Source organism: Segatella asaccharophila (genome assembly GCF_054687055.1).
Genome location: NZ_BAACAN010000037.1, coordinates 1 through 14097 on the forward strand (window position 1 = coordinate 1; position 14097 = coordinate 14097).

At 41.5% G+C, this 14097-nt stretch carries 12 protein-coding genes and 3 pseudogenes; 6 read left to right on the forward strand and 9 right to left on the reverse strand.

Features of this window, described 5'->3' with window-relative positions; translation table 11 throughout:
• Window positions 1-575 precede the first annotated feature (575 nt).
• From ACYRYG_RS12775 to ACYRYG_RS12785, 3 genes and pseudogenes are all read right to left on the reverse strand, one after another.
• A complete protein-coding gene (locus tag ACYRYG_RS12775) occupies window positions 576-1817 on the reverse strand; it encodes a protoporphyrinogen/coproporphyrinogen oxidase (RefSeq protein WP_460198412.1) in 1242 nt (413 codons plus the stop codon).
• A gap of 1 nt (window position 1818) precedes the next feature.
• Entirely contained in the window at window positions 1819-2793 is a 975-nt protein-coding gene (locus ACYRYG_RS12780; RefSeq protein ID WP_460198413.1) for a glycosyltransferase family protein, read from the reverse strand.
• 42 nt (window positions 2794-2835) lie between these two features.
• Window positions 2836-3783 (reverse strand): annotated as a pseudogene (locus ACYRYG_RS12785) (IS1595 family transposase).
• Window positions 3784-3986: 203 nt separating this feature from the next.
• Here ACYRYG_RS12785 and ACYRYG_RS12790 point away from each other — a divergent pair.
• From ACYRYG_RS12790 to ACYRYG_RS12805, 4 genes and pseudogenes are all read left to right on the forward strand, one after another.
• A complete protein-coding gene (locus ACYRYG_RS12790) occupies window positions 3987-4430 on the forward strand; it encodes a hypothetical protein (RefSeq protein ID WP_460198415.1) in 444 nt (147 codons plus the stop codon).
• A 258-nt stretch (window positions 4431-4688) separates the two neighbouring features.
• Window positions 4689-5003: a DUF4372 domain-containing protein gene (locus ACYRYG_RS12795; RefSeq protein WP_460198416.1), complete on the forward strand. Its 315-nt coding sequence runs from the start codon at window positions 4689-4691 to the stop codon at window positions 5001-5003.
• A 108-nt stretch (window positions 5004-5111) separates the two neighbouring features.
• The gene (locus ACYRYG_RS12800; protein WP_293421957.1) at window positions 5112-5474 is read left to right on the forward strand and encodes an ISAon1 family transposase N-terminal region protein; all 363 of its coding nucleotides are present in this window, start codon (window positions 5112-5114) and stop codon (window positions 5472-5474) included.
• A gap of 25 nt (window positions 5475-5499) precedes the next feature.
• Window positions 5500-6453, forward strand: a pseudogene (locus ACYRYG_RS12805) (ISAon1 family transposase).
• A 487-nt stretch (window positions 6454-6940) separates the two neighbouring features.
• Here ACYRYG_RS12805 and ACYRYG_RS12810 read toward each other — a convergent pair.
• The 4 genes from ACYRYG_RS12810 to ACYRYG_RS12825 form a co-directional block, all read right to left on the reverse strand.
• Window positions 6941-7846, reverse strand: a complete 906-nt coding sequence (locus ACYRYG_RS12810) for a nucleotidyl transferase AbiEii/AbiGii toxin family protein (RefSeq protein ID WP_298673916.1) — start codon at window positions 7844-7846, stop codon at window positions 6941-6943.
• Window positions 7836-8606, reverse strand: coding sequence for a type IV toxin-antitoxin system AbiEi family antitoxin (locus tag ACYRYG_RS12815; protein ID WP_298673918.1), 771 nt, complete (start codon window positions 8604-8606; stop codon window positions 7836-7838). Before ACYRYG_RS12815 ends, ACYRYG_RS12810 begins: the two co-directional genes overlap by 11 nt.
• A 278-nt stretch (window positions 8607-8884) precedes the next feature.
• Entirely contained in the window at window positions 8885-9469 is a 585-nt protein-coding gene (locus ACYRYG_RS12820) for a type IV toxin-antitoxin system AbiEi family antitoxin domain-containing protein (protein ID WP_298673921.1), read from the reverse strand.
• 285 nt (window positions 9470-9754) lie between these two features.
• Complete coding sequence (locus tag ACYRYG_RS12825; RefSeq protein ID WP_298673923.1) at window positions 9755-10285, reverse strand: flavin reductase; 531 nt, start codon at window positions 10283-10285, stop codon at window positions 9755-9757.
• 213 nt (window positions 10286-10498) lie between these two features.
• On the opposite strand from ACYRYG_RS12825, the gene ACYRYG_RS12830 reads away from it, so the two are divergent.
• Window positions 10499-11569, forward strand: a complete 1071-nt coding sequence (locus ACYRYG_RS12830) for an IS4 family transposase (protein WP_460198420.1) — start codon at window positions 10499-10501, stop codon at window positions 11567-11569.
• 80 nt (window positions 11570-11649) lie between these two features.
• Window positions 11650-11838 (forward strand): hypothetical protein, encoded by a 189-nt coding sequence (locus ACYRYG_RS12835; protein ID WP_460198417.1) that lies wholly within the window; start codon window positions 11650-11652, stop codon window positions 11836-11838.
• Window positions 11839-12191: 353 nt separating this feature from the next.
• Here ACYRYG_RS12835 and ACYRYG_RS12840 read toward each other — a convergent pair whose 3' ends face one another.
• Together ACYRYG_RS12840 and ACYRYG_RS12845 are read right to left on the reverse strand one after the other, a co-directional pair.
• Complete coding sequence (locus ACYRYG_RS12840; RefSeq protein WP_460198419.1) at window positions 12192-13898, reverse strand: RNA-binding domain-containing protein; 1707 nt, start codon at window positions 13896-13898, stop codon at window positions 12192-12194.
• A gap of 41 nt (window positions 13899-13939) precedes the next feature.
• Window positions 13940-14097 (reverse strand): annotated as a pseudogene (locus ACYRYG_RS12845) (IS1595-like element ISPbu1 family transposase); the annotation flags it as partial.

Below are 14097 nucleotides of genomic sequence, written 5' to 3' on the forward strand. Positions count from 1 at the left end.
TTCATCGGGGAAGCGCTTTGAAAATTCTATCAGTTTCATTTTGACGAGATTTTGATAATTGATGTAAAGATAATGAATATCGGGGAATACTCAAAATTATTAATCACCCAATTGAGGATAATCATATTAATTTTCTTAGTTTATTAGTACACCCTACCAGTTTATCCCAATTTACCTTCCTACAACTTGTAAACGTCCATTATTCCATGAGCTACCAGGAAGCGTCCTGTTTATGGACATCCCCAGACTTTACTCATAAATGTTAAATCTTTGTTATTAACAAACTTTTGCGTAATAACAGGGCAAAAGTGTTTGATTTGAGATATTCTCGTCTGCAAACTTCACCAGAAGATCCTTGATGTAAACTAACGGTGAGATGGCATTCAACTCCGAACAGTTTCCCAAACTCTTCTATGAACCACATCGAGCCTTCATGATTCTCTATAAGGCTGTCTATAAAATTTCGTCTATCATAGTTTTTAAAAAAGTCCCGTTATCAAACCTGACGCTGAAACGCCGTATTTTTTGATCTGATTTAATGGCTGGCTGACCGCCACCGGGCAGGGCTCAAGGGATTATGAAAATATATTCTTACATAGGTCCATGGCTACTCCCATAGCTGCATCCATATTATAGTATTCCCAGTCGGCAAAACGGCCGGTGAGATAAAGGCCGTAAGGTTCCAGTTGCTCTTTCAGATGGCGGATATTGGCACGTGTCTCTGAATCCTGAATGGGATAGGTAAACTTATTGAAATGGGAGGTGATATACTTGGGTTGCAAGGGTATCCGAGCCAGGTTCTGTCTGATTTCATCCTCGGAGATTTGGTCCGTGAACTCAATGGTGCCTGTACTGACTCCCGGTGCATTGTTGTCTGGTGAGAAGTTGCCGGTACAGATAATCCGATGCGACTTGTATTCCCTGCTCGGAAGATAGCACCAACTGTACGGATTCCGGTCGATCTCACAAAAACAGGTTGTCGTTCCGTGGTAGGCCAGACCACTGATGAAATCCGCCGCATTGCCCACTTCTACTCCTTCCAGTATTTGAGGAAGTGCCTTGAGGTTTCCGCAAAAGATCACTTTGTCAAACCTTGTTCCCTCTACGGTCCATCCTTTGCCCATGTGGGTGATATTCCTAACTTCAGCCCCATAAGTAATATCCAGACCTTCTGCCAAACGGTTGGCAATAAGTTGCGAACCGCCCGATTTCTCATACCAGAAGGAACTGTGAACAAAGGATTTTTCTTCCACCTTCTTGATATTGTTATAGATGATCTCTTCTAAAGTTGGCATCGGCAACTTGCCTTCAAGCCATGACAAAGGAATCTGCTTGAGGTCACAGTCCCAGATTTTTTCGTTGTAAGGCTGAAAATAAGCTTTATATAAAGTCTCCCCAAATCTCGTTTTCAGGAATTCCTCGAAGTTGGAGGGATACACTTCTCCCTGACGGGCCATCTGTACCAGGTCCTTGATGAAGGACTGGAGCATGTCCTCCTTGAACTGATAGGCATGGTTTTCAACGGGATATTCTACGATGTTGCCGTCTTGCATAAACACCACGGAATTACGGTTTGCCTTGAGAAACTCACGGTCTCGATCGAACAGACTCCAGAACCATTTCAGAACATCCTGCCTCTTAGAATTGAACACATGACCGCCACAAAGGTGATACAGTGAACCGTTAACACGTTCACATTTGATCAGTCCTCCCGGTCGGGAATCCTTCTCGAAAACCTTAACCTTGTATTTGCCCGAAAGCAAGCGAGCACAGGTCAATCCGGAGACGCCGGCACCGATAATTGCTATCTTTTCCATATCAAATTTTACTTATCAAATCTTTCAATAGTCTTACGCGGACTGAAGTACGATGTTTAGAAAGATAGGAACGATATTGTTCCAAATCCACTTGTGTATTCCTAACCGCATTCATAGCTGATTCAAACTCTTCATAACTATCCAAGCTCTTGCAGATTTTATCTAACTGGAAATAATCTGTATCCGCATTTTTCTTGTATCGGGCCAGGACTTGACACCCACAGGCAATATATTCCAGGAAACGGGGTGTTACCTGATGGTATCCGTTAGAAACCCGACCTTCTTCTTCAGCATCAATACCAGGCGTGGCGTAAAGACCTATTCTACTTTTCCTCATCAGGTCGATATACTGGAAACGGGTGTTGACGTCTCCAAGTGATTCCCCCCTTGAGGTGAAATAGAGAAATTGGTTGTTTTTATGAATCCTGTACACATAATATAAATCAGGGTGCGTTTCCACGTATTTCTTTAAATATTCCATCAGGACAGGATTCTGCCTGCCCATCAACACCAAATCATATTTCTTCCCTTTCAGAACTGACTCATCCAAAACATAACGGTCGGAAATGGACAACGGGAAATGGGCAATATTTAATTTTAAGTGCCTGTCCTTCAAATGTTCATACACTTCCCTACTGGAAATCAACACCAATGGATTCCTTCTATATGCTCGCTGAAACAAGCCTAACTCTTCATCGGACAGGAAGAAATCGATAAGGCACGGAATGATGCGGGAAGTGTTATATCTACGAAAATGCAAGGTCGGGACCATCTCAAACATAAAAGCCCAGGACCACGGCAAGCCGAAACGGGATAGGATGGGTATTCTCCTCACATATCTATTATTTCCCTTTTCCCATTCATAATGGAAAGGCAATTGCATTTCCTGGGCGAAAATGTCCTCCCACTCATACACCAAGTCATAACTTGGATAATGCATGAATTTTCTCCATGTGATAATTGAATGTAGTTTCATTTAAATTAATTTTTATGATTATCCTCAACTGAGTGATTTTCTTCAATCATAGGTTCTGTGCTGAAACGCCGGTCTATAGGACACAGCCGCAACAACTAGCCTGTCAAAAAGTCTGTCACCAAATGATCTTCGGTTGAACTTCCAGCAGAATTCATCCAGATAACTCTGAAGGAACTCGTCTTTGATGCCATGATACATATCAAGCAAAAGTGACTTTGCATTCGATATGGCAGTGTGAACCCATGGCAGTATTTTCAATGCCTGCTCAGGAAGGGCCTTTATGGGATATACCTCTTTAAAACAACCTTTGAGTTTCGTATGAGACTTGGAATCATCCGTGATTATTCTGGAATCCGCTGCAACTGCGACCTTTGAGACTTTGGTAACAGTAGAAGCTTTCACATCTGGAACAACCTTCATTTTTATATGACCTGACTTGCGATCTTTCTTTCCTTTCTTCTGTTTATTCTCAGGAACTGCTTTGCTTTCTATCATTACCAGAACTTTTGACTTGCGCTGACTTCCTGCACCTGCCTTCCGCTTTTCCTGTTTCTTTGCCTCGTCTGAATTTTCCGTGGAAAAGAAGGCTTAGTCAAGCTCAAGACTCTCGGACAGTTGATATGTGGTATCGCGCTGTCCCATTACCGACCGTAGTTTATGCATCATCTCCCAAATTGGCTGATAACGCTTATGACCCAGCTGGCGCTGCATTTCAAGGGCCGAGAACGTTTTCCGTGTGGATGTCAGCAGGTGTATGGCTGTAAACCAATACATTAATGGTAATTTGCTGTTATGCATTACGGTATCAGCCGTTAACGTCGTCTTGTGACCGCACTTCTTGCAAATCCAACATTTATTATACTTATCCCAGATTTGTTGATGACCACCGCAGCGCTTACAGACAACACCAACTTTTTCCCGATGATTCTTGAGATACTCTTCGCAAGAAGCTTCATCGGGGAAGCGCTTTGAAAATTCTATCAGTTTCATTTTGACGAGGTTTTGATAATTGATGCAAAGGTAATGAATATCGGGGAATACTCAAAATTATTAATCACCCAATTGAGGATAATCATTAAGATTATTCTTTTAGCATTGAAACTCCAACAGAAAATGAATATAGTTTTTCTAAAAACAAAGGAGGATCAGATTCTAATAATAAGGGACAAGGAAAACGATCAGCCCAAACAGATATGACTTTGTATGAAGGAGGTAAACCTAAAATCAATATTGAATTCAAAGCTAACAGTCCGAAACAGGAGAATCTTGATAAGGACATTGAAAAACTACTAAGAGAAAATAATAGAGGAGCTTGGTGCCATATCCTTGAAAGTGCAAATGATAGAACATGGAAAAGGCTATTAGGCAAATCAACAAAATCAGGAAAACCTAATCAACCTGGTAAATTTGAGAATGCATTTAATAAAGTAATCAAAATCAAATCAAAACCTATTTATTTTTCTTTCTTGGTCTTAAATGATAATGGTAAAGGAGCATTTTATAGGAAAGTGTTAGAATATAATGGAGGTGCTAAAGACTCTGTTTTCAATATTAAATCAGAACAAGATATGGTTAATAATGGTTGGGAAAAATGGGAATTTAATGATAAGAACGAACTTGAAAAAGTAGAGAAATAATGTCATACTGTCCCATTAAAGTGGACTAATCGTCCTTTGAAATAATTAAAATATAGCCTTTTAGTAATAGAAACGAGCGCGCGACGATCTGAATTTGTGATTTTGTGGTCGAATAATTTGACCGCAAATGAATCGAGAACAATACGTTTTTACTCAATTAGTAGAATTCTTGAACAATGACAAGTTCAGAAGGCTGGTAGATAAGTAGATGGTAACCGGTATGTAAAGCACTTCACATTTTGGAATCAATTGCTTGCAATGATGTTCGGCCAACTCAATAATCGTGAAGGTCTACGTGATCTGATAGCAGCTATAGAAGTTTATCAAGGCAAACTATATCATCTGGGATTAGGACGAGAGCCTATTGTAAAAACAACACTTGCGACAGCAAATCAAACTTTTGATTTCAGAATCTTTGAAGATTTTGCGTTCTATATGATGAAGGAAGCCTGCGAAAAGCGCACGTCCAATATTCTGGATATTCTAGGAAAAAATATGCGTTTGATTCGACACCCATTCCATTATGTCTTGCAACATTCCCTTGGGTTAAGTTTAGTAGAAATTTATTCCTGAAACATAATAAGATTGTTAAAAACCCAACTTTATAAAATGATCCTAAAAGGCTCAAATAATATAGTTGGGTTTTTAACGAAATAAGAAAAAATCATTATCTTTGTCCCTATGAAAAAAGTACACCCCTTAGATTATAAAGATGTACTGGCTTTGTTCCTGCCAGCAGGCATCCTGGATTACTTTGAAATAACAGAGGCATCCAACATGGGCTCCTATTATCTGATAGGCCTTATAGAGAAAGAGATCATTCCGGAGGAATTAAAGGATCTTCCACTGGTATCCAAAGGTTTCCACAAGCCAATAGTCATAACGGACTTTCCAGCCAGGGACAGGACCGTCTACCTGCGTGTAACCCGCCGTCGGTGGAAAGACAAAGAGACCGGTAAGTCCTATAGCCGGAACTGGGATATGGTAGCCCGGGGCACACGAATCACCGCTGAGTTCGGTTCTTTTTTAAAAGAATTACCTTGATAATCATGCCGTAAGTATCAGGAGCGTGGCAGATTTCAGTCATCTCAAGCCGGAAACGCTGAACGATTATTATAAGAATCATCTGAGTGATTTCCATTCATGGCTGCAGAAGCCTCATGCGGAAGATTTCACTTTATACCGTGACAATGTTGGCAGGCATCTGTCCATAGACGAGACATCACTGAGTAATGGAGAGCTGTACACTATTGTCACGAACAAGGCAGGACACGGCCGGAAAGGAACACTCGTAGCTATGGTCAAAGGAGTGAAGGCCGATTATGTCATACAGAAACTTCAACGGCTTCCGGTCAGGGCCCGTCATGAGGTGGAATCCGTCACCATGGACATGTCCAATTCCATGTATAATATCGTCTCGAAGTGCTTCCCGAACGCCGAGTAGGTTATAGACCGTTTCCATGTTCAGAAACTTATGTACGACGCACTGCAGGAACTTCGCATCCAGTACAGATGGCAGGCAATGAGCGAGGAAAACAGGATGAGGGATCTCTGCAAGGAAAAAGGCATTGAGTTTAAAACACAGATACTCAGGAATGGAGATACCATGAAACAGCTGCTCGTACGATGCCGTTATCTTCTCGTCAGGAAGCCCGATAAATGGACAGACTCACAGAAGGCCAGGGCTGAGGTGCTGTTTGAGCAGCTGCCCGACATAAAGGAGTTCTATTACCTCGCATTGCAACTGGGATACATTTACTCCACGTATAATGACAAGAACGTGGCCAGGCCTAAACTCGCCCTGTGGTTCAACCGTGTGGAAATATGGCATTACCCTCAGTTTGACACCGTCATCAAAACCTTCATGCAGCATTATGAGCGTATTCTCAACTTCTTCAATGACAAGCGAACTAATGCAAGTGCAGAATCTTTCAATTGTAAACTGAAAACCTTCAGAACTGAATTTAGAGGAGTCAATGACTTGAAGTTCTATCTCTTTAGAGTCAAGCAACTTTATTCCTGAAACATAATAAGATGGTTAAAAACCCAACTTTATAAAATGATCCGTAACTCGTTGGAATTACGGCACTTAGCTAATTTCTTGAACTTTTAGCAATAAATGTTAAAATTTTTCAGCGGAGAGAGAGGCTCCGCAACCTCATCCGCTAAATTCCTTTATAATAAGTAGTTGTCTAATCACTCAAAAGCCGTGTACCGTATGTGTAGCCATTTTTTGACCCTTTCGTGAACCCCTAAGGGAGACATTATGACCACACAGAGACCATGTACCAGTCATGAGATGAATTATCAAATTCTCGGGTTCAAAGTTAGCAAAAAATGAACTATCTACCAAATATTTGGGCTACAATCTTTTAAAAAACTTTTTGGCTACACGATAGTGCGGTGTGCGAGGTCGAATATATATATGAGACCTTGCACACCGCACTATCGTGTTAGCCAACTGCGGACATGTATTCCGTATTCAGATGACAAGTCCGAAATTCGCACTGTCATTTACATGTAAGGTAGTCCTCAAGTTTCTTGATACCCTGTTCAAACTTCTTTATGTTGGTTTCTTTTAGTTTGAGTATATTGATTAATTTCCATTGCACCGAGGGATATGCAGACAGATTACCTGCTGAACAAAGAGTCCAGTCTGGTTCGCCACGCTCAAAGGAGAGCAAGAATGATTTGTCCTCTTCGTTCAAGCCGTCATGAATCATTCGAATCAAGTCTTTCCTTGCTTGCTCATAGTCTGCATAGTCAAACTTGAGAGCTGACATTCCTTCGAACTGCTTTTCCAAAGCTTCTGACTGGTCAATCTCATGTGGCTGCAAAGATTCGATTATGGGCTTGTCACTTCCCAACAGACAGAGCATGAAGCCATCCTTAACCTCATCAAACGAGGATAAGTCCATGTGATGGCAGTCAAACAGATCACGCGGATGTTGACGACTAAGTGCTGCCGTTATCTTACCGCCATAGAGCTGGCTGAAAGAGACTGTACGGGCCTTGCAACCCATATTGAACTCTTTTCTTGCCCTTTCACAAAGAGGCATAACGACAGTATCACCGATAATGCCCCTCTTCGTGCCATTGACCTCTATCTTCACAGTAGCCTCGCCAAGGCTGCACATCAGTTTCCAAACATTGGGTTTAGGGATGACTTTGATGCCAGGGATGGTTCTTTCCAAATCTGCCTTGATATCCAGCAGTCTCGCATTTATTGTTCTCAGACTTGTTTCCCTGTCTTGTATCGGGATGTAGGTGATGTCAATATCCACAGAGTACCTTGGCAGATCCTTGTGAAACAAGTTGATCGCCGTGCCTCCATGTACGGCGAATTCTTTTATCTTAAACACGGATGGCATGATACGTATCAACAGCTCGACCTGCTTCCTGTATTTATCCCTCATAATCGTTTAATTCTTTTGGAACTGTTATTGAGTATTTCTTGTTGAGGATACCGTCTTTTACCAGTTGCAGCTTTCCGGTACCCATGTCTATCTTGCTTGTATCTAATTCCTCGAACCAGTAATGACCGGCCTTTTCTGCCATATAGAGGAACATTCGCTTCACCCTATGATTGGATGTATTCTCCAGCAGCCTCTGTACAACCTCAGACCGCAATGTCGTCAGCTGCTCCATGATATAGTAGAGATCCATGTATGAATACTGCTTCGGTGCCAGCGCAAGGCATTCAAGAAATGCCAGTTCCGGAGAGGACACATACAGCGTTCCGTTCTTGGTATCATGCCTGGTTACTTCCACCTCTGCAATAGCCGTTGAAGAAAAAGTCCGGAAAGTCATGTCATACACATCGCTTTTCATCCACATGGGCATCTTCTCTCCCGCAGGCAAAGCCACCATCAGCAAAGGCTTGCCCATGGGAACATAATGGTTAAAGCCGGAATATTCCAAGGCTGAGACGGCTCCTATCCTCAATTGTCTTCCCATCTGGAGATTATAGGAGGCAAGCGCATCGAAAGCGTTGAGACGGGTGCCACTTCTGAACATGACACCCTTACACAAGGTTGTCAGCCACCCTGTGTCCCGGTATCGTTTTTGCAGTTGCGACGAATAGCCTTTTCGTTTCATCCATTCTGAGAACATAAGTCCGGATGGAGATGTATTGGCAAGCAACTGGTTTATTTTTGTTCCGGCAGATACACTCATAGTATATTTCCTTTCTATATTTTCAACTGCAAAGATAATCATTCCTTCCTTATCTTGCAAGATTATAGTTGAAAATAACGCTTTATAATATACTTTAAGTTGATTTAAAAGGTTTTTTCTTCCTTCTTGTTGAATTCTTGATGCATTGATGAACAGATAACTTATACAACATTCGCTCGTTGAAATTTCGCGTCAAAAAGCTTTATGTATTTTTCCCGTCTTATTCATGAGCGTTAGAAGCCTTGTCCTTACTGACTTCCCGTAGTTCTTATGCTTAATCATTCTCCCAATGTAATTGTTATGTATTCTTTCATTGTCTTTTCAACTCGCAATATCTTGGCATATTCTGACAGGCGGCTTAGGTTATGGTCCGTGCGTTTCGTATAGTTTCGGATAATCTCCGAACACAGGGCGTGGCCTATCTTATTCCTGTACTTGACAGCATCACACACACTTCGCTCAAGGTCGGTCATATGGACTTTGTAGTTGCTTACTTTGACCTCAATAATGCCAAACTTCAGGTTGTCATCCTTCCAATAGAAAAGTTTGATGGGGAACGGCGTCTGAAGCGACACCTTGCGCTTTGCGGAGATGGCAATGCAGAATTCCGGTGGACTGACTGTAGTCAGGCCATAATAAGCCCATGCGTTGTAAAGGCACACTACACCTCCGGGGACAATGCTCTCGACATCTACCATATTGCTGAGTAGTTCCTCTGGTGGAGCATAGACACCATGTCGCACTTTAACCAGCTCGCCGGCACTAACTGCTTTCAGAACGCGACGGTATTTCTTCCTATCTGATAGTTCCGAAGTTCTTATGTAGCCATGTTGCTGACCTGCTTGATTCGAAGCCTTATACATATCGTATTTTTTTTGCAAAGATAGGCAATTACCTTTAAATCGAGAAATATTCTACGGATTATTTTCATTTTATCCGTAGAATAATCCTAATTTGAGTGCTCATGGTGTTGTTGAAGCTGAAAATTGTACTACATTACTATTGACTCCATAGGCCTGTAAATGATGCCGTTTAAGGAAGTCGAGTACAACTTCAAGTGGCGACAGCAATACACTCCCGGCCTGTAGGCAAAAAAACAAGACCGCTGAGGTTTTGAGGAATCTTCAGTAGAATTGGTCCAAACTTTATCAAAGCTCGCCGTCTGTGGCAATAATTTCGCCCATGAATATCCAGTGAGGATGATAATCGCCATTCTCATCTACCGGATAGCCTTGTGGATTTGCAGCATAATAATCCCGTATATCCTGGGCTATGTCTTCTTTCTTTATTGGCAGCTGACAAATCTTGCGGCAAACGAAAGTGAAGGTGGCCTCCTCGTATGTAACTGCACCATCAATCACTTTTGGAGTTAACCCGGACTCGTTCACCTTGTCGGTATCACGACCTGATTGGCTGCCCAAAACAAAAACTTGCTTACGGAGCGTCTTAGGGAAGAAGCTTACCGTAAATTTTTCACTATGCTGCAAGACTTCATTAGTGTAACGTGTCGGGTAAATATAGACGGTCACCGTTGAGCCGGTCTTCTTACCAGGCACCGTCCATATTGTACCAAGGCTCCCCCAAGCAACAACGCACGAGTTGAACTTGTCGGGAGTACCAGCCGTTACCACAGCCCAGTCCTTACGGAACATTTCAAATACTTTATATTCTTTACTCAAGTTTCGGAAGTAAAAAGAATTGATTTATTTAACAAATAAAAGTGAGTTTGAGTGCCCTTATTACAGGGAAATTTTGTATATTTGTATTGATAAAATAAACAGACAAAACGCTCAAACTCATGAACAAAGATACGAAAATACTTTCAGAAATCGGCAAATATTTCTCAAAAGATGGTAAAAAAGGCCCGATGTCAGTCATCCTCCAGATGATGCATTGTAAAGTTTAATGAACGCGTCCTTTTCAAGGACCGTATTATCAGGCCGAATTGCCGGTTCACTCCCATGGCTGTTCTCCAGTGCCTGCTGCTGTTCCCGTTCTTTGGTATCAGGAATCCGTCACAGTATACAGGAACTTCCCTGGCGGGCCTGTTTGGCGGCCATCGCGATATTTTCTATGAGTTTATGAAGGATGGAACCATTGACTGGCGGAGGATCATGGCGAAGCTCAGCACTCAGATATGGAATCTCATCACGGTCCGTTCAGACCATAAAAACCAAAAGCTGCCGACAGTCCTGATCTTTGACGACACGGATATTATCAAGAGAAGCTGGCAGACGGAACTGGTCAGCAAGATCTATTCCTATGTAGACCACAATTATCATCCCGGTTATAAGGCCCTGTTTGCTTGTATGTCAGATGGTATCAGCCAGCTGCTGCTTGATCTTTCACTTACCCGAGAAAGTAAGGGCAGTGACTTTGGCCTGACAAAAAGCGTGGCTGCCCGGCAGCACCATTCTTCAGACAAGGAGAAAACACAGGCTGCCGGACGCAGGGAAGAGAGCTGCGAATCCAAGATAGACCTGATGAAAGACATGACGGGGCGTGTTGTCAAAGCCGGGATTCACTTTGACTACGTACTGAATGACAGTTGGTTTACCTGCACTGACCTTGTAAGATATGTCCGTAGGATACATAATGGTTGTGAATACCTTGGAATGATCAAGATGTCAAAACGCCATTACGCCTGTCGTGGAAAACTGTATACGGCGAAGACTCTGGCAGAGATGCTGTGGAAGAAGAACAGGCACAGCCATCACAGGAAGTACGGCTATTCCTTTATCTATGCGAACGTGATGATGGATGACCAGAGGGTCCGCCTCTTCCTGACAAGGAAAAGCAAGCGTTCCGAATGGAGAGGATATCTGACTACCAATCTGAAATTATCCTTTGAAGATGCCTTTAAAATCTACTCTATGAGATGGGGTATAGAGGTCGTCAATAAGGAGGAGAAATCCCTGCTCTATATGGATAATGCCAGTCCTGATATTTTGCGGCACAGATAGCCCATGTTACGATCACTCCACTACAATACGATTTCCTCTCGCTTGCCAGAAGGTTCTCTGACTATGAAACAATCGGAGGATTGTTCAGGGGAACTGTCGATGATGTCCGCGAACTCTACGTTACGGAGAAAACATGGGGACTGATCTTGAGTATCGTTGAGACTGCTGACGAAGAGTTTGGTTTCGACGACGGGATCATGTACAAAATCATCTATAGGGCTGACAAAATGAACCGGTTTGTAAACTTCTATGAAAAAATCGCAGTCTAGTAGATTGTTGATAATTCTTACTTCAGAAACTTGAGTAAACATATCTATAGCTTTGATTTTGCTTATAATGCAGTTCACAATTGAATACGAAGATCTAGTTGACTCTCCTTTATCACTTCGATATTCTTTTGGAGAAGCAGATTGCACACATCGTCATCAAGGAGAAATCCATTTGGATTCTCCACAAACGTAAGGCGGCAGTAATCTACAGTCACCATCTTGGTTATCTTATCTATTAGTCTGCTTGGCATCTTTATCTTTCTTTTTTAGTTGAGAGAAGTTTTTCCTTCTGAATATCAACGAGTTGTGTGAATAGTTCGCGCAAAGTTCGCGCAAAGTTCACGCACTTTTTGCTATTTGCGTAAAGTCTTCTTGCATCTAACCCATTGCTTCTTTTCAACTAGTTCTATTTCTCCTTGTTTTTTCAATTTAGCTATCATGTGCCCAATCTTGGTATGTCTCTGAGTTTCATTGAGAACTTCAGGTAACTTTGCCAAGAGTAAATCTTCTATATCCTTACGGCTTACTTGTTTATGCTGGTCGATAAGTTTGATTATCATATCCATGTAGAATTTTTCATCTAAACCTTTATTACGGGTATATTCAGCCTTCTTCCCAGTTTTTCCTGCAATAGCCTTTGCAATGTAGAGAGCATTTTTCTTGCCTTCCACAAGTTTGTGCTTTCTCAGATAGGCTATCTCTTCGTTTGTCAATGAACGTTGCAACTGTATTCTGTTTAGCATCTCAATGTCTGTAAGACTGAGCGTGCGATCTTTTGACAATAGCATTGCATAGTCATTATTCAATACACGACCAACGATAGTTACCTTTACCTTGTTGTCCGACAAATCATAATCCGGCATAGGAAACAGTCGTTGTCTTTGCAAATTAAACATTCTTTTGATTCCACTACCTATAGTATCTACCATGTACAGCTCTACCATAGCATCCACAAGGAATTTGTTTCGATATCTTTCTTCTGGTGCATCTGCAGTGAGTACATTCTTGATGGATTCAGGAATGAAGCTTCCAAGATTTGTAAAAAGTAATCTATCCTCTGTTTCTATCACGTTTATCATACCATGGCAAGAATAGTCTTGATGGGCTATAGCATTGTTCAGTGCTTCTCTTATGATGAAAGGGTCATAAGTATCTAGTTCTTCTGGCGTCAACGATAGTAACTCAGGATTAATGTATCTGTATTTCAGATTACGTATCTTTCCAAAAATTTTATCTACTGCTATTACAAATGGGCAAGTTTCTATTTGAAAATCACGATCAACACCTGCTACATCTTTTAATATCCACCTTATCCGTGCCACAGCCGGTGAAATGAGATATTCACTTTCAGGCTTTCCAAGAAGTAAAATTGCCGTATTAGTTATTTGCCCTTTTATCGTGATTCTTGCTTTGTTTAAGAACGTTATATCATCCCAACTTTGAATCTCTTCACGCAAATGTTCATGTTTACTAGCATAGAACTTGCGAGCTTTTGCAATGGCTTCTGTATCTAGATCACTAATGCTTGCATTCTCTATGATTTGTGCACTCCAATCCACTTGCGATGAATAGATGCGTCGAAGATATTCCGGAAAATCTTTAAGTTTTGTTAGATTGCTGCCGATACGTACATAAGCCTCATTCTTGAAGTTTGTAGGTTCACCCACAGCCGCAGGAATAATAAACATCACTATATGATTATCCTTATAGTCGAATTCTTCTATATCAAATGTAACCTTTGGGTTAAGGTTTTTGCGAAGCCATAACTCATAATCCTGATTATTTATCTTTTGCTCGGGCATTCGCAGGTTTGTTCCTTTTAGGTTCCAAGTTCCATCTTCCACGCCAAGAATAAGATAACCATAAGGCTTATCTTTCAAGCATGCTGAGTTAGAAAGACCTGATATATATTCTCCGACTCTTTCGTATGTAATGCTACTATGTGATTCACTGATGTTTGTCTTAAACTCAAGCCATTCGGTTTCACCAGCTTCCTTGCGTTGCCGTGCGATACTCAGTAACTCTTCTAATAAGGATATTTGTTCGTCTAATGTGCGCATATCATTATTTTATATGATTATCCTCAATTGGGTGATTTTCTTCAATCATAGATTGGTCTATAGGACACAGCCGCAACAACTAGCCTGTCAAAAAGTCTGTCACCAAATGATCTTCGGTTGAACTTCCAGCAGAATTCATCCAGATAACTCTGAAGGAACTCGTCTTTGATGCCATGATACATATCAAGCAAAAGTGACT

Bases quoted from the DNA above. Each gene is read 5' to 3' on its own strand.
- ACYRYG_RS12840 (WP_460198419.1), bottom strand. From the start codon at position 13,898: ATGCGCACATTAGACGAACAAATATCCTTATTAGAAGAGTTACTGAGT.
- ACYRYG_RS12795 (WP_460198416.1), top strand. From the start codon at position 4,689: ATGATGTTCGGCCAACTCAATAATCGTGAAGGTCTACGTGATCTGATA.
- ACYRYG_RS12775 (WP_460198412.1), bottom strand. From the start codon at position 1,817: ATGGAAAAGATAGCAATTATCGGTGCCGGCGTCTCCGGATTGACCTGT.
- ACYRYG_RS12800 (WP_293421957.1), top strand. From the start codon at position 5,112: ATGAAAAAAGTACACCCCTTAGATTATAAAGATGTACTGGCTTTGTTC.
- ACYRYG_RS12820 (WP_298673921.1), bottom strand. From the start codon at position 9,469: ATGTATAAGGCTTCGAATCAAGCAGGTCAGCAACATGGCTACATAAGA.
- ACYRYG_RS12815 (WP_298673918.1), bottom strand. From the start codon at position 8,606: ATGAGTGTATCTGCCGGAACAAAAATAAACCAGTTGCTTGCCAATACA.
- ACYRYG_RS12780 (WP_460198413.1), bottom strand. From the start codon at position 2,793: ATGAAACTACATTCAATTATCACATGGAGAAAATTCATGCATTATCCA.
- ACYRYG_RS12810 (WP_298673916.1), bottom strand. From the start codon at position 7,846: ATGAGGGATAAATACAGGAAGCAGGTCGAGCTGTTGATACGTATCATG.
- ACYRYG_RS12790 (WP_460198415.1), top strand. From the start codon at position 3,987: ATGACTTTGTATGAAGGAGGTAAACCTAAAATCAATATTGAATTCAAA.